At 71.3% G+C, this 19,293-nt stretch carries 16 protein-coding genes and 1 pseudogene; 9 read left to right on the forward strand and 8 right to left on the reverse strand.

The window, feature by feature from the left end:
- Positions 1-7: 7 nt before the first annotated feature.
- Both tal and tkt read right to left on the reverse strand, forming a co-directional pair.
- On the reverse strand, positions 8-1,120 hold the full coding sequence (tal, locus tag BT341_RS21305; RefSeq protein ID WP_072477965.1) for a transaldolase: 1,113 nt from the start codon (positions 1,118-1,120) through the stop codon (positions 8-10).
- A gap of 14 nt (positions 1,121-1,134) precedes the next feature.
- The gene (gene tkt, locus BT341_RS21310) at positions 1,135-3,237 is read right to left on the reverse strand and encodes a transketolase (RefSeq protein WP_072477966.1); all 2,103 of its coding nucleotides are present in this window, start codon (positions 3,235-3,237) and stop codon (positions 1,135-1,137) included.
- 295 nt (positions 3,238-3,532) lie between these two features.
- On the opposite strand from tkt, the gene BT341_RS21315 reads away from it, so the two are divergent.
- From BT341_RS21315 to BT341_RS21335, 5 genes and pseudogenes are all read left to right on the forward strand, one after another.
- Positions 3,533-4,513, forward strand: a complete 981-nt coding sequence (locus BT341_RS21315; RefSeq protein WP_072477967.1) for a heme o synthase — start codon at positions 3,533-3,535, stop codon at positions 4,511-4,513.
- Between the two features lie 194 nt (positions 4,514-4,707).
- A complete protein-coding gene (locus BT341_RS21320) occupies positions 4,708-5,106 on the forward strand; it encodes a hypothetical protein (protein ID WP_218177753.1) in 399 nt (132 codons plus the stop codon).
- Positions 5,107-5,166: 60 nt separating this feature from the next.
- Positions 5,167-7,403: pseudogene (locus BT341_RS21325) on the forward strand (HelD family protein).
- A gap of 10 nt (positions 7,404-7,413) precedes the next feature.
- Positions 7,414-7,980: an FKBP-type peptidyl-prolyl cis-trans isomerase gene (locus BT341_RS21330; RefSeq protein ID WP_072482098.1), complete on the forward strand. Its 567-nt coding sequence runs from the start codon at positions 7,414-7,416 to the stop codon at positions 7,978-7,980.
- A 55-nt stretch (positions 7,981-8,035) separates the two neighbouring features.
- Complete coding sequence (locus tag BT341_RS21335) at positions 8,036-9,067, forward strand: hypothetical protein (RefSeq protein ID WP_143168610.1); 1,032 nt, start codon at positions 8,036-8,038, stop codon at positions 9,065-9,067.
- A 31-nt stretch (positions 9,068-9,098) separates the two neighbouring features.
- On the opposite strand, the gene BT341_RS21340 is transcribed toward BT341_RS21335, so the two are convergent.
- Positions 9,099-10,070 carry a quinone oxidoreductase family protein gene (locus tag BT341_RS21340; RefSeq protein WP_072477969.1) on the reverse strand — a complete coding sequence of 324 codons (972 nt, stop codon included), beginning with the start codon at positions 10,068-10,070 and terminating at the stop codon, positions 9,099-9,101.
- 92 nt (positions 10,071-10,162) lie between these two features.
- Here BT341_RS21340 and BT341_RS21345 point away from each other — a divergent pair, with 92 nt between their 5' ends.
- Positions 10,163-10,453: a hypothetical protein gene (locus BT341_RS21345; protein ID WP_084742951.1), complete on the forward strand. Its 291-nt coding sequence runs from the start codon at positions 10,163-10,165 to the stop codon at positions 10,451-10,453.
- Entirely contained in the window at positions 10,450-11,310 is an 861-nt protein-coding gene (locus BT341_RS21350) for an ATP-grasp domain-containing protein (protein WP_072477970.1), read from the forward strand. Before BT341_RS21345 ends, BT341_RS21350 begins: the two co-directional genes overlap by 4 nt.
- A gap of 100 nt (positions 11,311-11,410) precedes the next feature.
- On the opposite strand, the gene BT341_RS21355 is transcribed toward BT341_RS21350, so the two are convergent.
- From BT341_RS21355 to mptB, 5 genes are all read right to left on the reverse strand, one after another.
- Positions 11,411-12,331 carry an acyl-CoA desaturase gene (locus BT341_RS21355; protein WP_072477971.1) on the reverse strand — a complete coding sequence of 307 codons (921 nt, stop codon included), beginning with the start codon at positions 12,329-12,331 and terminating at the stop codon, positions 11,411-11,413.
- A gap of 49 nt (positions 12,332-12,380) precedes the next feature.
- Positions 12,381-13,352 carry a COX15/CtaA family protein gene (locus BT341_RS21360; protein ID WP_072477972.1) on the reverse strand — a complete coding sequence of 324 codons (972 nt, stop codon included), beginning with the start codon at positions 13,350-13,352 and terminating at the stop codon, positions 12,381-12,383.
- 199 nt (positions 13,353-13,551) lie between these two features.
- Positions 13,552-14,277: an ABC transporter permease gene (locus BT341_RS21365; RefSeq protein ID WP_072482100.1), complete on the reverse strand. Its 726-nt coding sequence runs from the start codon at positions 14,275-14,277 to the stop codon at positions 13,552-13,554.
- A 53-nt stretch (positions 14,278-14,330) separates the two neighbouring features.
- Positions 14,331-15,257 carry an ABC transporter ATP-binding protein gene (locus BT341_RS21370; protein WP_072477973.1) on the reverse strand — a complete coding sequence of 309 codons (927 nt, stop codon included), beginning with the start codon at positions 15,255-15,257 and terminating at the stop codon, positions 14,331-14,333.
- Positions 15,258-15,263: 6 nt separating this feature from the next.
- Positions 15,264-16,895 (reverse strand): polyprenol phosphomannose-dependent alpha 1,6 mannosyltransferase MptB, encoded by a 1,632-nt coding sequence (mptB, locus tag BT341_RS21375; protein ID WP_072482101.1) that lies wholly within the window; start codon positions 16,893-16,895, stop codon positions 15,264-15,266.
- Positions 16,896-17,066: 171 nt separating this feature from the next.
- Here mptB and BT341_RS21380 point away from each other — a divergent pair, with 171 nt between their 5' ends.
- The gene (locus BT341_RS21380) at positions 17,067-17,846 is read left to right on the forward strand and encodes a helix-turn-helix transcriptional regulator (protein WP_084743243.1); all 780 of its coding nucleotides are present in this window, start codon (positions 17,067-17,069) and stop codon (positions 17,844-17,846) included.
- A complete protein-coding gene (sufB, locus tag BT341_RS21385) occupies positions 17,843-19,291 on the forward strand; it encodes a Fe-S cluster assembly protein SufB (protein ID WP_072477974.1) in 1,449 nt (482 codons plus the stop codon). The genes BT341_RS21380 and sufB overlap by 4 nt, the downstream gene beginning before the upstream one ends.
- Positions 19,292-19,293 lie beyond the last annotated feature (2 nt).

The following is a 19,293-nucleotide window of genomic DNA, read 5'->3' on the forward strand; positions in this document are numbered from 1 at the left end:
TCGTGCTTCAGCCCTTCACGTTGTCGAGCTGGCCCTTGACGGTGTCGAGCAGCTCGGTCCAGGACTTCTCGAACTTCTCGACGCCCTCGTTCTCCAGCGTGAGGAACACGTCGCGGATGTCGATGCCGACGGCCTCCAGCTTGTCGAAGACCTCCTGCGCCTCGGCGCCGCGGCCGGTGACCTGGTCACCGGTGATCTCGGCGTGCTCGGCGACCGCGTCGAGGGTCTTCTCCGGCATCGTGTTGACGGTGTCCTTCACGACGAGCTGGTCGACGTAGAGGGTGGGGGAGTAGTCCGGGTTCTTCACGCCGGTGGAGGCCCACAGCGGCCGCTGGGCGTTCGCGCCCTGCTCCGCGAGCTTCTTCCAGCGGTCGGTCGAGAACAGCTCCTCGAAGGCCGCGTAGGCCAGGCGCGCGTTGGCGACGGCCGCCTTGCCGCGCAGGGCCTTGGCCTCGTCGGTGCCGATCGCGTCCAGGCGCTTGTCGACCTCGGTGTCCACGCGGGACACGAAGAACGACGCGACCGAGTGGATGCCCTTGAGGTCGTGGCCGTTGGCCTTCGCCTGCTCCAGGCCCGCGAAGAAGGCCTCGATGACCTTCTTGTAGCGCTCGACGGAGAAGATCAGCGTGACGTTGACGCTGATGCCCTCGGCGAGCGTGCGGGTGATCGCCGGCAGGCCCTCCTCGGTGGCCGGGATCTTGATCAGCACATTCGGCCGGTCGACGGTCTTCCACAGGTCCTGCGCCTCGGCCACCGTCTTCTCGGTGTCCTTGGCCAGGCGCGGGTCGACCTCGATGGAGACGCGGCCGTCGACGCCGTTCGTGGCGCTGTAGACGTCGCGGAACAGGTCGGCGGCGTTGCGCACGTCGGTCGTCGTCAGCTCCCGGATGGTCGCCTCGACGTCGGCGCCGCGCGCGGCCAGCTCCTTCGTCTGCTCGTCGTAGGCCTCGCCCTTCGACATCGCGTTCGCGAAGATCGTCGGGTTGGTCGTCACGCCCACGACGTGCTTGTCGCGGATCAGGCCGGCCAGGTTGCCGGTGTTCAGGCGTTCACGCGAGAGGTCGTCCAGCCAGATCGATACGCCGGCCTCGGACAGAGCCGCGAGCTTGTCGTTGCTCATTGCAGTCATCCCCTTCAGGAATTCTTGGTGTTCTGGATCGAGCGACGGGCGGCCTCGACGACGGCTTCCGCGGTGAACCCGAACTCACGGAACAGTGTGGCCGCGTCGGCCGACGCACCGAAGTGCTCGATCGAAACGTTCACCCCGGCGTCACCGGTGAAGCGGTGCCACGACTGGGCGATGCCCGCCTCGACGGACACGCGGGCCTTCACACCGGCCGGGATGACGGACTCGCGGTAGGCCGCGTCCTGCGCGTCGAACCACTCGACGCACGGCATGGACACGACACGCGCCTTGACGCCGTCGGCGTCCAGGGTCTTCTTCGCCTCCACCGCGAGCTGGACCTCCGACCCGGTGGCGATGAGCACCACGTCCGGCGTCCCGTCGGAGTCGGCCAGGACGTACCCGCCCTTCGCGACGCCTTCGGCGCTGGTGCCGTCGAGCACCGGCACGTTCTGGCGGGTCAGCGCCAGCCCGGACGGGTGCTCGGTGTCCTCCAGGACGGCCTTCCAGGCGTACGCGGTCTCGTTGGCGTCCGCCGGGCGGACGACGTTGAGGCCCGGGATCGCGCGCAGCGCGGAAAGCTGCTCGATCGGCTGGTGCGTCGGCCCGTCCTCGCCGAGGCCGATCGAGTCGTGCGTCCACACGTAGATGACCGGCGCCTTCATCAGCGCGGCCAGCCGGACCGGCGGGCGCATGTAGTCGGAGAAGATGAGGAACGTCGCGCCGTACGGGCGGGTGCCGCCGTGCAGCGCGATCCCGTTGAGGATCGAGCCCATGGCGTGCTCGCGGACGCCGAAGTGCAGCGTCCGGCCGTACGGGGTGGCCTGCCACATCTCGGTGGCGGCCTTCTCGGGACCGAACGAGTCGGCGCCCTTCATCGTCGTGTTGTTGCTCTCGGCCAGGTCGGCCGAGCCGCCCCACAGCTCCGGCAGCGGGTCGGCGAGGGCGTTGAGGACCTCGCCGGAGGCCTTGCGGGTCGCGATGCCCTTGGCGTCCGGCTCCCACTTCGGCAGGTTGTCGGCGAAGCCCTCCGGCAGCGTGCGGGTCGAGAGCCGGTCCGCGAGCTTCTTGCGCTCCGGGTTGGCCTTCGCCCACGCCTCGAACTTCTCGGTCCACTCGGCGTGCGCGGCCTTGCCCCGCTCCACCGCCTGGCGCGTGTGCTTGAGCACGTCGTCCTCGACCACGAAGGACTGCTCCGGGTCGAAGCCGAGGATCTTCTTGACCGCGGCGACCTCTTCGGCGCCCAGCGCGGCCCCGTGCGCCTTGCCGGTGCCCATCTTCTTCGGCGCCGGGTAACCGATGACCGTCCGCAGCGCGATGAACGACGGCCGCTGCGTCTCGGCCTTGGCGGCCTTGATCGCCTCCTCGATCGCGACGACGTCCTCGCCGCCCTCGACGACCTGGGTGTGCCACCCGTAGGCCTCGTAGCGCTTCACGGTGTCCTCGGACAGCGCGATGTTCGTGTCGTCCTCGATCGAGATCTTGTTGTCGTCGTAGAAGACGATCAGGTTGCCCAGCTCCTGGCGGCCCGCGATGGACGAGGCCTCGGAGGTGACGCCCTCTTCGATGTCGCCGTCGGAGGCGATCACGTAGATGTGGTGGTCGAAGATGCTCTCGCCGGGCGCGGCGTCCGGGTCCAGCAGGCCGCGCTCGCGGCGGGCGGCCATCGCCATGCCCACCGCGTTCGCCAGGCCCTGCCCGAGCGGGCCGGTGGTCGTCTCGACGCCGTCGGTGTGACGGTACTCGGGGTGGCCGGGGGTCTTGGAGCCCCACTTGCGCAGCTGCTTGAGGTCCTCGAGCTCGAGGCCGTAGCCGGCGAGGAACAGCTGGATGTAGAGAGTCAGGCTCGAGTGCCCGGCCGAGAGCACGAACCGGTCGCGGCCCGGCCAGTGCTGGTCGGTCGGGTCGTGACGCAGCGTGCGCTGGAACAGCGTGTAGGCCAGCGGCGCCAGGCTCATCGCCGTGCCGGGGTGGCCACTGCCACAGTTCTCCACCGCGTCGGCCGCGAGCACCCGGACGGTGTCCACGGCGCGGGTGTCGGTGTCGGTCCAGTCGGCGGGCGTGTTGCGCCGGAGGAGTGGGTTGTTCTCGCTGGTAGTGGCGGTTTCGGACACTGAACTCCAACTCCCGGTCATGATGGTTGCGGCTGGTCTTCCTCGTTCCGGTTACCCGTGCGCGCGGCTACTTATCTCAATCGATCCCGAAGGGACGATATTCCTGCTCGCGGCCATGCGCAGGGGCAATCGCGGCCCGTCGCGGTCAGCCTAGTGCTTGGGCCGGTCGAGGACCCGCGATCACCCACGGGATTCACCACGTCTAACATCGTTCGAGGGTTCAGTTCGGCAGGTTTGCGCGGCACCACCACTGCCTACCCGGACTTGCCCGCCCGAACCTGACGCAGGGAGTGAAATGTCGCCGGTGAACGCTGCGCACGGACGCAGTGAAGACACCAGCGCCGTGCACCCGACCGGTGAACGACCGCACGGTGACCGGCGAAGCCTCCGCCGGGTCGTCGGCGCGTACGCCGCCTTGGCGAAGCCGCGGGTCATCGAGCTGCTCCTGGTGACCACCATCCCGGCGATGTTCCTCGCCGGCCGTCAGATCCCCTCCCCGTGGCTGGTACTGGCCACGCTGGTCGGCGGGACGATGGCCGCGGGCAGCGCGAACGCGCTCAACTGCGTGATCGACGCGGACATCGACAAGGTGATGAACCGCACCAAGCGCCGCCCGCTGGTGAAGGACTCGGTGCCCCGCCGCGGCGCGCTGATCTTCGGCCTCGTGCTGGGCGTCGCCTCGTTCGCCGTGCTCTATTTCACGGTGAACCTGCTCTCGGCGATCCTCGCGATCGCGACGATCCTCTTCTACATCTTCGTCTACACGCTCGGCCTCAAGCGGCGCACGTCACAGAACGTGGTCTGGGGCGGCGCGGCGGGCTGCATGCCGGTGGTCATCGGCTGGGCCGCCGTCACCGGCACGGTGCAGTGGCCGGCGTTCGTGATGTTCGGCGTCATCTTCTTCTGGACGCCGCCGCACACGTGGGCGCTGGGCATGAAGTACCGCGACGACTACGAGCGCGCGGGCGTCCCGATGCTTCCGGTGGTCGCCACGGCCCAGCACGTCGCCCGCCAGATCGTCATCTACTCGTGGGTGATGGTGGCGTGGACGCTGCTGCTGCTCCCGGTGACGTCGTGGCTGTACGGCACGTTCGCCATCCTGGCCGGCGGCTGGTTCCTCTTCTACGCGCACAGCCTTCAGGCGGCGGTCCGGCGCGGCGAGGAGACCAAGCCGATGGCGCTGTTCCACCGCTCGAACACGTACCTGATGATCGTGTTCGTCGCGCTGGCCGTCGACTCGGCGATCGGCCTGCCCACCCTCGGCCTGCCGTTCTGAGACGGATCGGGACCGCGCTGGTCGCGGTCGTCGTTTTCGGGCTGCTGGTCCTCCTCGGCCGCGGGAAGCTCCCGCTCGACCAGAACCGGCTGCTCGGCACCGGCTGCGCCATCCCGGCCCGGATCACGGCGGTCCCCGGCCCGGCCCCGGACGGCGGCGGGGTCCGCGTCGCCGAGCAGGGCCCGGGCGCCGCTGTGCTCGAGAACACCAGCGCCCTCGCCGCCTACCGGATCCCCGTGACGTCCGGCGCGCGGACCGTCGAGGTGCCGGTGCTCCTGCCGGGCCAGCGGATCGGCGTCGTGCTGGACCGGCCCGCGCCCGGCCCGGCGATCTGGCTCGCGCCCGAGTCACTCGGCGGCTTCACGCCCGTGACCGCGACCGTCGTGCCCGGCGGGGTCCGCTACCGCTCCGGGAACTGCCGCGCGCTGACCAGCCGGGGCGCCGCGGTGCTGTTCCGTGCCCCGGACGGGCGCATCACCGGCGGTGAACAGCTGCCGCCGGCCGGCGTGTCGTGTGCGCCGGGGGAGCGGGTGCTGCCCGCGGCCGGGCGGCCCGGCGAGGTCTACCCGTACTGCGACCTGCGGACGGAATGATCGCGCGGCCACCGCCGTTACACTTCGTTGGCTCTTTTCCTTGAGGCGAAAGCAGGATCCTTGTCTTCGGACGACTTTTCCGCCGAGCTCGCCCGCGAGCAGGCGTACGTCACCACCCTCTACGCGAAGCTCGACGCCGAGCGCCTCGACGCCCAGCGGCGCCTCGACGAGACCCTGCGCCAGGCCGGCGGCACCCCGCAGGCGCGCACCGAGCGCGACGTGGCCACGACTCTTTACACCGACCGGCTCGCCCAGCTCGGCTCCGTCGAGCAGGGGCTGGCCTTCGGACGGCTCGACTTCGTCCCGGAGAGCGCCGAAGAGACCACCTACATCGGCCGGCTCGGGCTGTTCGACGAAGACGACGACTACCGGCCGCTGCTCGTCGACTGGCGGGCGCCGGTCGCGCGGCCGTTCTACCTCGCCACCGCCGCGTCACCCGACGGGGTGCGCCGGCGGCGGCACCTGCGGTCGCTGAGCCGCAAGGTCACCGGATTCGACGACGAGATCCTCGACCTCACCGCCGCCGACCAGGGCCAGGACCTCGGGCTGGCCGGGGAGGCCGCGCTGCTGGCCGCGCTCGAGAAGCGGCGCACCGGTGAGATGAGTGACATCGTCGCCACCATCCAGGCCGAGCAGGACCGCATCATCCGCGCGCCGCTCGGCGGCGTCATGGTCGTGCAGGGCGGGCCGGGCACCGGCAAGACCGCCGTCGCGCTGCACCGCGCCGCCTACCTGCTCTACACGCACCGCCAGCAGCTCACGACGCGCGGCGTGCTCGTCGTCGGCCCGAACAGCACGTTCCTGCGCTACATCGGCCAGGTGCTGCCCTCGCTCGGCGAGACCGGCGTGCTGCTGGCCACCATCGGGCAGCTCTACCCCGGCCTGGACGCCGACGGCACCGAGCCGCGCGAGGCCGCCGAGGTCAAGGGCCGCCTGGTGATGGCGGAAGTGCTGGCCAACGCGGTCCGCGACCGCCAGCGCGTGCCCGAACCCGTGATGGAGATCGAGTACGAGCACGACGTCCTCAAGCTGGACCGCAAGACCTGCGCCGAGGCCCGCACCCGCGCCCGCCGGTCGCGTCGCCCGCACAACCCCGCCCGGCGCCTGTTCGTCTCCGACGTCCTCGACGCGCTGACCCGCCAGGCCGCGCGGAAGCTGGGTGAGGACCTGCTCGACGGCCAGGACCTGCAGGACATCCGGGCGGAGCTGGCCGCGGACGAAAACGTCGCCGCGGCCCTCGACGAGCTGTGGCCGGTGCTGACCCCGAGGGTGTCCTCGACGACCTGTTCGCCGACCGCGAACGGCTCGACAGCGCGGCCCGGGAGCTGCTGCCGGCGTCGGACCGGGACCTGCTGGAAAGCGGCCGCGACGCGCGCTGGACGCCGGCGGACGTGCCGCTGCTCGACGAGCTGGCCGAGCTGATCGGCGTCGACGACACCGAGGCCCGCGTCGAGCGCAAACGCCGTGAGCGCGAGGAACGCGCGTACGCCGAGGGCGTGCTCGACATCCTCGAACAGGACGAAGAGATCATCGACGAGGAGCTGCTGCGCGTCTCCGACGTCCTCGACGCCGAGCTGTTCGCCGAGCGCCAGCAGGCGCGCAGCGAGCTGACCGCCGCCCAGCGCGCCGCGCAGGACCGGACCTGGACGTTCGGGCACGTGATCGTCGACGAGGCGCAGGAGCTCTCGGCGATGGACTGGCGGCTGCTCATGCGGCGCTCGCCGAACCGGTCGATGACGCTGGTCGGGGACGTGGCGCAGACCGGCGCCGCGGGCGGCGCGCGGTCGTGGGGCGAAATGCTCTCGCCGTACGTCGAGGACCGGTGGCGGGTGGAAGAGCTGACCGTGAACTACCGCACGCCCGCCGAGATCATGACGGTCGCCGCGCGGGTACTGGCCGAGATCTCGCCGGAGCTGTCCGCGCCGGCGTCGGTGCGGGAGACCGGTGTCCCGCCGTGGTCGGCGCGGCCGGCCTCCCTGACAGCGGAGCTGCCGGGGCTGGTGGCGCGCGAGCTGTCCGAAGTGGACGGTGGCACCGTCGCGGTGCTGGTGCCCGCGGGCCGCTTCGACGAGGTCTCGGGCCTGCTCGGGGCGGCCGACGAGCGGCTGAGCGTCCTGACCGTGGAACGCGCGAAAGGCCTGGAGTTCGATTCGGTGGTGCTGGTCGCGCCGGACGAGGTCGTCGCGGCCTCGCCACGCGGGCTCAACGACCTGTACGTGGCGTTGACGCGGGCTACCCGGCGGCTCGGCGTGGTCACCACCGGTGACGACGTCCCGGCACTCTCCGTGCTTGGCTAGGGTGCCCGACATGCAGAAGATCGGGATGATCGTGGTCGCCGCCGCGGCGGCGCTGTCGCTGGCCGCGTGCGGCCAGGACGCCAAGACCGAGACGGCGGCCCCGGCGGGGCCCGCCGTCCCGTCGGCCGGCGCCGCCCAGGCGACCCAGAGCAAGGGCCGCGAGTGCACCGCGGACGACGTCAAGACGACGGGGAAGTTCGGCGAGGTGCCGACGATCACCATTCCCGACGACTGCGACCCGCCGAAGAAGCTGATCACGAAGGACCTGTCCGAGGGCACCGGCACCGGCGCGAAGGCCGGCCAGCAGCTGAAGATGAACTACCTGCTGGTGACGTGGTCGGACAAGAAGAAGCTGGACAGCTCCTTCGACCGCGGCGAGACGTTCGACCTCAACCTCGGCGCGGGCGAGGTCATCCCGGGCTGGGACAAGGGCCTCGAAGGCATCAAGCAGGGCGGCCGCCGCCTGCTCATCATCCCGCCGGACCTGGCCTACGGCGAGGGCGGCCGCGGCATCAAGCCGAACGAGACGCTGGTCTTCGTCACGGACGCGGTCTCGGTCCCGGGCGACAAGGGCTGAGTTGCTCTCACCGACTGACCAGGGACACTTCCGGAAGTACCTGACCACCCTCGGTGTGGCGATCGTGGTCGCGTCCCTCGGGGTCGGTGGCTACCTCCTGCAGACCCAGAGTGATCTGCTCATCGAGCAGGACAAGCTGGCGAAGCTGACCCCCGCCGCGCGTGCCGCCATTGAGCGGAAGCAGCAGATTGTGCTCGTTGCGACGCACTGGGCCCCTTGGGCGCTCGGTGCGCTCGCGGCGCTCGGGTTCGGGCTCGCGGTGTGGGGGCTGGTCGGCTGGCGGAGGAAACAGCAGGAACTCGACGCCAAGGACCGTGTCGAGCTGGGTAAGCTCGAACTCGAGCGGGACAAGGTGCACGCCGAGCTGGCCGAGATGCAGCTGAGCGCCGCCGAAAAAGCGGACGAGATTGCAGAACAGGCCGAAGAGCTTGTCCAAGACGAGGTCCTCGAGGTACTGGCCCAGCGGGCTGACCGTCGAGAGTCTTCAGGTCGCCGAGATCCCGACCTGCCCGCATTCCCCCGGCCCGGCCAAGAACCAACATCTGTTGCCGAGGGTCACGGCGATGCGGCTATCGGCGCTGGCGCGAGCTGGTCTTCGCGACGGTCCGAACTGCGCGAGCGAATCGGAGCCGTGGAGGAGACCCTCGCGGACCGTCTCGCGGGCGCCTACCCGACCAGTGCCCTTACCCGCGATGTCCGTCCCGGACCTCGCTCTGTCAACGCGCTGCTCGACGATCCGGACAGAAGGGTATTTTCCCTCGTCGACATCAAACTCACCGATCCGAAGAACTTTCTCAATCGCCTGCAGGATTCGTTGCTGGCCCTCTCGGCGGCCACGGAGATACTCGAATCGCGGTACCCGGACAAGACGATCAGGTCTGCGGCTATCTTTCTGTTCCGCGAAGGCACCAAGTTACCGTCCGACCCGGAGCGGAGCGTCCGCGAGTACCGCGCCGGACTCCGCCATCGACCGGCGGTCCTGATCTACCCCGAAGCGAAGTGGCAGGAGATGACCCCCGAGCGTTTGCGCATCGACCTCGAGGAACGGTGGCGACGGGCTTCGGTGACCGGCGGCCTGGCGGTGTGAGGGCCGCCGCGGGAGCGGCCCTCACGGGCTTTCACGGGATGAGCAGGAGCTTGCCGGTGGTGCGGCGGCCCTGCAGGTCCTCGTGGGCGCGGCGCGCCTCGGCGAGCGGGTACTTGCCGCCGATCCGGACGTTCAGCTCGCCCGCCTGGATGGCGTCGAACAGCTCCTTCGACCGCCAGTCGATCTCTTCGCGGGTGCGCGTGTAGTGCGCCGACGTCGGGCGCGTCAGGTACAGCGAGCCGCCCGAGTTGAGGCGTTGCGGGTCCAGCGGGGGCACCGGGCCGCTCGACGCGCCGAACAGCGCCAGCAGGCCGCGGATCTTCAGGCTGGCCAGGCTGCCGTCGATGGTGTCCTTGCCCACGCCGTCGTAGACGACGTCCACGCCCTCGCCGCCGGTCAGCTCGCGGGTGATCTTCGCGAAGTCCTCGCGGTCGTAGCGGATCACCTCGTCCGCGCCGGCTTCGCGGGCGAGCTTCGCCTTCTCCTCCGTCGACACCGTGCCGATGACGCGGGCGCCGCGGGCCTTCGCCAGCTGGACCAGCAGCAGGCCGACGCCGCCGGCGGCCGCGTGCACCAGCACGTCGTGGCCCGGCTTGACCTCGAACGTCGACGCCACCAGGTAGTGCGCGGTCATGCCCTGCAGCATCGTCGCGGCCGCCGTTTCCAGCGAGACGCCTTCGGGCACCTTCACCGCCACCGCCGCGGGGAGGACCTTGCGCGTCGCGTAGCTGTCGGGCGAACCCTGCCAGGCGACGCGGTCACCGACCGCGAACCCTTCGACGTCCGGGCCGACCTCGGCGACCGTGCCCGCGCCTTCGAGGCCGAGCACGAACGGCAGCTCCATCTGGTAGATGCCCTGGCGCTGGTAGGTGTCGATGTAGTTGACGCCGGCCGCGGCGACGTCGACCAGCAGCTCTCCGGCCCGCGGACCCGCGACGTCCACTTCGGCCGCTTCGAGCACTTCCGGGCCGCCGGTCTTCGTCACCTGCACTGCGGTGGGCATGCGTCCTCCTCGGGTCGATTTCTCCCAGGCACAACTATGGCCGACGCCACGCTGTTCCGCGTTCCGGCCGCACTTTGGTTATCGTTCGGGACGTGGAAGAGACAGTTTCGCCGACCGGCGCCCAGCTCGGCGCGGCCCGCAAGTTCGTGAAGGCGCACGGCAAGCCGTCCCGCGCGGTCGTGGAGAACATCGGCCGGGCCGGCGCCCGGGTCGTGCTCGTCGGGGCGGACGGCGCCCTCGGGGACGTCGTGGTGCCTTCCGTGGCGACCGGCGAGGCGCTGGTCGAAGCCGTCGAGGACCTGGAACCGGCCGAGTGGGACGCGGAGACGGTGAAGCAGGTCAAGATCGGCCCGGAGCACCGCCGCAAGATGGCCGGCCGGTGAGCCGCACGGCGATCCTCGTCGGCTGCGCGGAGCTCCCGGAAGGCGACGGCGACGAGGACGTCGTGCTGCCCGCCCTGCGTGAGCTGGGCTTCTCGGTGTCGTGGGCACCGTGGGACTCGGGCGCCGGCTTCGCCGCGGCCGACGCCGTGATCCTGCGCGCGACCTGGGACTACGCCGCGCGGCGGGCCGAGTTCCTCGACTGGTGCGAGTCGGTGCCGGCGCTGTACAACCCGGCGGCCGTCGTGCGCTGGAACACCGACAAGGCGTACCTGGCCGAGCTGCTCGACGCGGGCCTGGCGGTCGTCCCGACGGAGCTGGTGGAGCCGGGCGAGCAGGCCCGCTTCCCGTCGTCGGACTTCGTGGTCAAGCCGTCGGTGGGCGCGGGCTCGCGCGGAGCGGCCCGCTTCGCGGCGGGCGCGGACGCGTCGTCGCACGTGGCGGGGCTGCACGCCGAGGGCCACACGGCACTGATCCAGCCCTACCAGTCCAGTGTGGACACCGAGGGCGAGCTGGCACTGGTGTACCTGGGCGGCATCTATTCGCACGCCTTCGCCAAGGGCGCGATGCTCGGGTCCACAATGGACGCGTCGGGGCTGTACCTGACGGAGCAGCTGGCGAAGGCGGAACCACCGTCGGACGCGGTGGCGCTGGCGGAGGACGTCCTGGACGCGGCGTCGGCACTGCTGGGCATCCTGCGGGCGGAGCTGCTGTACGCCCGGGTGGACCTGGTCCGCGGCGCGGACGGTAAGCCGCTGCTGCTGGAGCTGGAGCTGACGGAGCCGTCACTGGGCTTCCGCCAGGCGGACCCGGCCGCGGCGCTGCGGTTCGCCTCCGCGGTGCGGCAGCAGCTGGCGTAGCGCTCACCGGAGCGCTCGCGTGGCCACCAGGGCGACGAGCGCCACGACGGCCTTGATCGTGGTTACGGTGACGGAGCCGGTGACCACTGGGTGACAGCCGTCATCGAGCCCGCTTCGCCGCCAGCCGGTCCGCCCGCGGCCAGCGGACGTCCGTCGCCCAGCCGAGCTGCTCGAAGATCCGGATCACCCGCGCCGACACGTCGATCTGGCCGCGCAGCACGCCGTGGCGGGCGCACGTCGGGTCCGCGTGGTGCGAGTTGTGCCATGACTCGCCCATCGACAGCAGCGCCAGCGGCCAGAAGTTCGCCGCCCGGTCGCGGCCGGCGAAGGGACGCTCGCCGATCAGGTGGCACACCGAGTTGACCGACCACGTCACGTGGTGCAGGAACGCGATGCGGACCAGGCCGGCCCAGAAGAACGCCGTCACGACGCCCCACCATGACCACGACAGCAGGCCGCCCAGCAGCGCCGGCAGCGCCAGGCTCGCCGTGATCCACAGCCAGAAGTAGCGGTTGACCACGCGCAGGTCGCCGTCCGCCACCAGGTCCGGGGCGAAGCGGTCGGCGTTGGTGACCTCGCGGCCGAACATCCAGCCCATGTGCGCGTGCCAGAAGCCGCGCAGGAGTGCCGCCGGGGACGTGCCGAACAGCCACGGTGAATGCGGGTCGCCTTCGCGGTCGGCGAAGGCGTGGTGGCGCCGGTGGCTGGCCACCCAGAAGATCACCGAGCCCTGGACCGCCATGCTGCCCGCGACGGCCAGCGCGATCCGCAATGGCCGGTTGGCCTTGAACGCGCCGTGCGTGAAGTAACGGTGGTAGCCGACAGTCACCCCGAGCGTCGCGAAGACGTAGAACACCGCCGCGAGGATCAGGTCCACCCACGTCATGCCCCAACCCCAGACGAGCGGGACCGCGGCCAGGAGCGCCGCGAACGGCACCAGCAGGAACGTCTTCAGCACGAGCATCTCGCCGGTGCCCCGGCGGTGCGAGATCAGCGGCTTGGGCGCGGAGCGCGTCGTCATGGCGCGAAAGGTAGCCGCGGTGAGTTACGGCGGCGTGACCGCCGGTTGCTCAGGTGGTGGCGAGTTCCGGTTGCTTCGGCGCCGGCTCCAGCGAGACGGCCGGGCCGCGGTCGCGGCTGCCGGTCCACAGCGTCGCCGTCGCGATGATCAGCGCCATCGCGCCGAGCACGTGGAACGACACCATCGCCTCGGGCACGCCGAGCGCGTACTGCAGCGAGCCGAGGACGCCCTGCGCGACCGCGACCACCCAGACCGCCGTGTAGCGCTGCCACAGGCTCTTCGGCGCGCCGACGCGCAGCAGCTGCAGGCCGAAGATCGCGAGCAGCAGCAGGTAGAGCACGAGCAGCCCGCCGTGGACCTGGGCGAGCGCCTCGACCGGGGCGTCGAGGCGGTGGGTGTTGATGTCGCCGCTGTGCGGCCCGGCGCCGGTGACCGTCGTGCCGGCCGCGAGCACCAGCCACAGGACGACGGCCAGCGCGACGAGGATCGCGCGGCCGGACGCCGGGACCAGCGGCCGCGCGGGCTCGTCGCCTTCGCGGAACGCGCGCAGCAGCAGGACGGCCAGCCAGACGAGCGGGGTGGTGGCGAGGAAGTGGATCGCGACGGTCCACCACTCGAGCTTGGCGAGCACGGTCATCCCGCCGACGACGGCCTGCAGCACGACACCGCCGGGCATCGTCCAGGCCAGCTTGACCAGGCGGGTGCGGCGGGGGTGGTCGATCTGGACGCGCCAGGCGGTGACGACCGCGACGGCGGCGACGACGATGACGACGCCGGTCAGCAGCCGGTTGCCGAACTCGATCCACTGGTTGAGCGCGTGGATGCCGGGGTGGTTCACCGGGACGAGACTGCCGGCCACGCACTGCGGCCAGGTGGGGCAGCCGAGCCCGGACCCGGTGACGCGCACGATGGAGCCGGTGACCCCGATCAGCGCCTGCGCGAGGACGGCGGCGACCCCGACGGCCCGCTGCACGGCAGCGGACGGAAACGGCAGGCGGGCGACGAGGCTGGTGAACGGCACGTGTTCGATGGTAGAGCGCGCGGGAAACGGCCTTCCGGCAGGTCCCGGCGCCCAGCAGGCAGTCCGCGCCGCAAGGGACCAAGGTCACTCGCGAGCCGGGACGAGCGCCCCAAGGCCGCTTTGGGTGCGCAAGACGCACCGAAGGCGGCCTTGGGTGCGCGTGACGCACCGAAGGCCACATTGGGGCGCTTCGGGCCGGTCAGGTGAGTTTCGTCGTGCGCGAAGCCAGCGTGCCCGCCAGGACCGCCCAGACGGCCAACACCACGCACGGCCCGGCCGCGAACCCGCCGTCCACCAGGGCCGTGCGCATGCCCTCCGCCAGTGCGCCCGACGGCAGCAGCTCCACGACCACCGCGAGCCCGTGCGGCAGGGACGACGGGGCCAGCAGGATCCCGCCCGCCAGCAGCAGCACGAACCACACGATGTTCGCCAGCGCCAGCACGGCTTCCGCGCGCAACGCCCCGCCCAGCAGCACGCCCAGTGCCCCGAACGCCAGCGTGCCCAGCACCAGCAGCAACACCGCCGAAGCCAGTCCCGCCGCCGACGGGGACCAGCCCAGGAACGCCGCCACCACGCCGAGGACCACCGACTGCAGGGCCACGACCACCAGCGCCGCCACCACGCGGCCGGCCACCAGCAGCCACCGCGGCAACGCCGTCGCCGACAGGCGCTTCAGCACTCCGTACCGGCGGTCGAAGCCCAGCGCGATCGCCTGGCCCGTGAACGCCGACGACATCACCGCCAGCGCCAGGATCCGCGGGGTGATCCAGTCCACTTTGGACGTCGAGCCCAGCGACGACGCCGGCAGGATGTCCAGCAGCGACAAGCCGATCAGCAACGCCAGCGGGATCAGCAACGTCAGCAGCGCCTGCTCGCCGTGGCGCAGCGTCAGGCTCGCCTCCACCCGCGCGTGCGTGCGCAGCATCCGGCCCAGCGATCCGCGCCCCGGCGCCGGGGTGAACGTTCCGGGAGCGAAGTTCACGCGCGCAGCTCCCGTCCGGTCAGCTCGAGGAAGACCTCTTCGAGCGTCCGCTTCCCGACCTGCAGCTCTTCCGGCAGCACGCCCTGCTGCGCGCACCACGCCGTGACCGTCGACACGACCTGCGGGTCGACCGCGCCGACCACGACGTACGTGCCCGGCGCCGACTCGCGCACCGCGTACCCCTCGGGCAGCGCCGCGGCCAGCAGCGCCGTGTCGAGGCGGGTGCGGGCCTTGAAGCGCAGTCCGGCCGTGCCGCTTTCGTCCACCGTCAGCGACTGCGGTGCCCCGGACACGACGACCTTGCCGTGGTCGACGATCACCACCGTGTCGGCCAGCGCCTCGGCCTCCTCCATCAGGTGGGTGGTCAGCAGCACCGACACGCCGTCGCGGCGCAACGCCGACAGCAGGTCCCACACCAGGTGCCGGGCCTGCGGGTCCATGCCCGCGGTCGGCTCGTCGAGGAACACCAGCTCCGGCCGCCCGACCAGGGCGCACGCCAGCGAAAGCCGTTGCTGCTGACCGCCCGAGAGCCGTTTGAACGGCGTCCGGCGCACCGCGGCCAGCCCGAGGACGTCCAGCAGCCACGCCGGGTCCAGCGGGGTCGCGGCGCACGACGCCACCAGCCGGAGCATCTCGTCGGCCCGCACGCCCGGGTACGCGCCGCCGCCCTGGGGCATGATGCCGACGCGCGGACGCAGCTCGGCCGACTCGCGGACGGGGTCGAGGCCGAGGACGCGCACCGTGCCCGAATCAGGGCGGAGGAAGCCTTCGCAGACCTCGACGGTGGTCGTCTTGCCGGCCCCGTTCGGGCCGAGCAGGGCGAGCAGGCTGCCGCGCTCCATCCGCAGGTCGAGATCGTCGACCGCGCGGGTGGAGCCGTAGCTTTTCACCAGCCCGGTGATCTCGACGGCGGGGGCACTCACATCGGGTCACGATACGGCGTCGGCCCGCGCGGGCAGCCGCGGGGACGGCCTGGACAGCAGCACCGGCGCGAGCCGCCGCACGATCAGCATCCCGCCGCCGCACACGACGATCGCCGCGACGTAGGCGAACGGCAGCACGTACGGGCGCCCGTCGAAGGTGCTGCCGGTGGGCGGCAGCAGGAACGGCAGGGCGGCCGACAGCACCGTCGCGGCCACCCGGAACCGGGACGTCCCGGCCGAGGCGGCGAGCGGGATCACCGCCCACAGCACGTACCACGGCTGCAGGTTGATCTGCAGGATCATCACCGCGCCGAGCGCGACGCCGAGGCCGATGATCGGCCGGTAGCGCCACTTGAAGCTGTCCCAGAGGAACTTGAACGTGATGGCCAGCGCGACGAGGTAGCCGAGCACGCCGAGGATCGGCACCAGCGCGTCGGTGTGGTTGCCCAGCCCGAGCGCGATGCCGAGGACGCCGGAGAGGTTGGCGAGCTCGGCGGTGGGGGAGATCCAGGAGCGGACCAGCCCGGGTGTGCTGAAGGTCGCCCCGACCCAGCCGAAGCCGAGCCCGGTGCCGAAGCAGACGGCCACCAGCACCACGCCGAACCACAGCGCCATCGGCGCCCCCGCCACGAACAGGTCTTTCAGCCGCCCGTGCCAGCGTCGCGCCACCATCACGGCGAAGAACGGCAACGCGAACACCGCCGGCAGCTTCACCGCGACGCCGAGGGTGATGATCGCCACGCCGAGCCCGATGTAGAGCAGCTCGCCGCGGGCCAGCGGCGGGGGCGTGTCGCCCTTGACCCGGATCGGCAGCCGCCGGATGCCGACCTCCAGGCCGGCGAGCATCAGGCCGACCGCGAGCGCGTCGTTGTGGGCGCCGGCGACGAAGTGGAAGATCAGCAGCGGGTTGGCCGCGCCGAGCCACAGCGCGGTCGCGGGCTGGACGCCGAAGCGGCGCGCCAGCCGCGGCAGCGCCCAGACGATGAGCACCACGCCGGCGAGCGCGAGCACGCGCTGCAGGAGCACGCCGACGGCGATGCTGTTGCCGGCCAGCGGCGCGAGCCAGCCGCCGAGGCGCAGCACCAGCGGGCCGTACGGCGCCGGCGTCTCGCGCCACATGTTCGACACGCCCGCGGTGAACGGGTCGGCGACGCCGAGGGCCTGTGCCGGGCCCAGGACGTACGGGTCCATCCCGCGGTGCACGATCTCGCTCTGCGCCAGGTAGCTGTAGACGTCGCGGGAGAACAGCGGGGGGATCACCAGCAGCGGCAGCACCCACAGCGCGATGGTGCGCGCCAGCTGGCCCCGGGAGGCGAGCCGCGCGCAGTCGGGGCGGGCGAACTTGCCCAGCATCAGCCAGCTCAGCACCAGGATGCCCATCCCGGAGATGGCGATGGCCAGCGACACCGTCGGGATGCGGGTGAACAGCCGCAGCACCGGGATCTCCTGGACCGGGTTGATCACCGGGGCGGCGCCGGCGCCGAGGCTGCCGAGCGCGAGGAAGAGCGACCCGACCGTGCCGAAGCGGCGGACGACGTGCAGCCCGCGCCGCTCGTCCGGCTCCAGCGGGAGCGGCTCCCGCGGGCGGACGGGCGAAAGCGTGACGGGGTGGGCACTCCCGGTGTCCAGGTCCGCCACTTGCCGCTCCTGCCGCGCAGGATGTTCGCCGACTGCCACGCGTGCAGGGTATCGGTCCGCCCGGGAGTGAGTCGGGTCACTGCCGGACACCCCGCCTTTGCCGCTCGCGGGGAAATAAGACACACTTGTGTTGTGAAAAAGACGGAGGCGGGTGACCAGGCGGGCGGCGACATGCCCCGCGCCGCGCACCCGCACGTCCCGTCGCAGGTCAGCGCCGAGGGCAAGACCCGCCACGAGGTCGCCCGGCTGCTGCTGGAACAGGGTCCCATGACCGCCGTCGTGGTCGCCGAGCAGCTCGGCATCAGCCCCACGGCCGTCCGCCGGCACCTCGACGCGCTGCTCGCCGACGGCGAGGCCGAGACCCGGGACGCGCCGCGCCGCGGGCCCCGCGGCCGGGGCCGTCCGGCGAAGCTGTTCCTGCTCACCGAGGCCGGCCGCGCCCGGTTCGGGCACGCCTACGACGACCTGGCCGTCTCCGCCATCCGCTTCCTCGCCGAGCACGCCGGGGAGGACGCCGTGCGCGCCTTCGCCGAGCGCCGCGTCGCGAAGCTGGTCGAGCCGCACCGCCCGGCGATCACCGGTTCGAGTGATCCCGCGGCACGCGCCGAGGCCCTCGCGACCGCGCTGACCAGGGAGGGCTACGCTGCGTCGACCCGTCAGGTCGCGGCGCCCGCCCCTGGACGGAACGTCGGCGCGCAGCTTTGCCAGCACCACTGTCCGGTCGCGCACGTGGCCGCGGAGTTCCCGCAGCTGTGCGAGGCCGAGACGGAGGCGTTCGCGAAGCTGCTGGGCACCCACGTCCAGCGGCTGGCGACCATCGCGCGCGGGGACTCCGCGTGCACCACACACGTGCCCGTCACGACGGGTGACCCGGCCCATCCCGAGCCGGGTGGCACAGCGTCGACTCGGCGCGAAGCACGGATCCCGAGGAATGGAGGGAAACCCGCATGACTGCCGCTGCCGAGCAGCGCACTCCCACCACCGCGCCACTGAGCCAGGAAGAGACCATCGAGTCCCTTGGCAAGTACGCGTTCGGCTGGGCGGACTCCGACGAGGCGGGCGCCAGCGCCCGTCGCGGGCTGAACGAGGACGTCGTCACCGACATCTCCGCGAAGAAGTCCGAGCCGGAGTGGATGCGCGAAGCGCGACTGAAGGCGCTCAAGCTCTTCGAGAAGAAGCCCATGCCCAACTGGGGGGCCGACCTCTCCGGGATCGACTTCGACAACATCAAGTACTTCGTGCGGTCCACGGAGAAGCAGGCCACCTCCTGGGAGGAACTGCCCGAGGACATCAAGAACACCTACGACAAGCTGGGCATCCCCGAGGCGGAGAAGCAGCGCCTCGTCGCCGGTGTCGCCGCGCAGTACGAGTCCGAGGTCGTCTACCACCAGATCCGCGAGGACCTGGAGGAGCAGGGCGTGATCTTCCTGGACACCGACTCGGGCCTGCGCGAGCACCCCGAGCTGTTCCAGGAGTACTTCGGTTCGGTCATCCCGGCCGGGGACAACAAGTTCTCCGCGCTGAACACGGCGGTGTGGTCCGGCGGCTCGTTCATCTACGTGCCGAAGGGCGTGCACGTCGAGATCCCGCTGCAGGCCTACTTCCGGATCAACACCGAGAACATGGGCCAGTTCGAGCGCACCCTGATCATCGTCGACGAAGGTGCGTACGTGCACTACGTCGAGGGCTGCACGGCGCCGATCTACCAGTCCGACTCGCTGCACTCGGCGGTCGTGGAGATCATCGTCAAGAAGGGCGCCCGCTGCCGCTACACGACCATCCAGAACTGGTCGAACAACGTCTACAACCTGGTCACCAAGCGCGCCAAGTGCGAAGAGGGCGCGACCATGGAATGGATCGACGGCAACATCGGTTCCAAGGTGACGATGAAGTACCCGTCGGTGTTCCTCATGGGCGAGCACGCCAAGGGCGAGGTCCTGTCGGTCGCGTTCGCGGGCGAGGGCCAGCACCAGGACGCGGGCGCCAAGATGGAGCACCTCGCGCCGTACACGTCCTCGACGATCGTGTCGAAGTCGGTGGCGCGCGGCGGCGGCCGCACCTCCTACCGCGGCCTGGTCCGCGTGGCGAAGCGGGCGCACCACTCGCGCTCCAGCGTGGTCTGCGACGCGCTGCTGGTCGACACCATCTCGCGCTCGGACACGTACCCGTACGTGGACATCCGCAACGACGAGGTGTCCATGGGCCACGAGGCCACGGTGTCCAAGGTCAGCGAGGACCAGCTGTTCTACCTGATGTCGCGCGGCCTCGACGAGGCCGAGGCGATGGCGATGATCGTGCGCGGCTTCGTCGAGCCGATCGCCCGTGAGCTGCCGATGGAGTACGCGCTCGAGCTGAACCGCCTGATCGAGCTCCAGATGGAAGGGTCCGTCGGCTAGTC

The sequence above is a fragment of the Amycolatopsis australiensis genome (assembly GCF_900119165.1).
Taxonomy (GTDB): Bacteria; Actinomycetota; Actinomycetes; order Mycobacteriales; family Pseudonocardiaceae; genus Amycolatopsis; species Amycolatopsis australiensis.

Coding starts and splice junctions, on each gene's coding strand:
- tal (WP_072477965.1), bottom strand. CDS start 1,120: ATGAGCAACGACAAGCTCGCGGCTCTGTCCGAGGCCGGCGTATCGATC.
- BT341_RS21315 (WP_072477967.1), top strand. CDS start 3,533: ATGTCGCCGGTGAACGCTGCGCACGGACGCAGTGAAGACACCAGCGCC.
- BT341_RS21330 (WP_072482098.1), top strand. CDS start 7,414: ATGCAGAAGATCGGGATGATCGTGGTCGCCGCCGCGGCGGCGCTGTCG.
- BT341_RS21340 (WP_072477969.1), bottom strand. CDS start 10,070: ATGCCCACCGCAGTGCAGGTGACGAAGACCGGCGGCCCGGAAGTGCTC.
- BT341_RS21355 (WP_072477971.1), bottom strand. CDS start 12,331: ATGACGACGCGCTCCGCGCCCAAGCCGCTGATCTCGCACCGCCGGGGC.
- BT341_RS21365 (WP_072482100.1), bottom strand. CDS start 14,277: ATGCTGCGCACGCACGCGCGGGTGGAGGCGAGCCTGACGCTGCGCCAC.
- BT341_RS21380 (WP_084743243.1), top strand. CDS start 17,067: ATGCCCCGCGCCGCGCACCCGCACGTCCCGTCGCAGGTCAGCGCCGAG.
- sufB (WP_072477974.1), top strand. CDS start 17,843: ATGACTGCCGCTGCCGAGCAGCGCACTCCCACCACCGCGCCACTGAGC.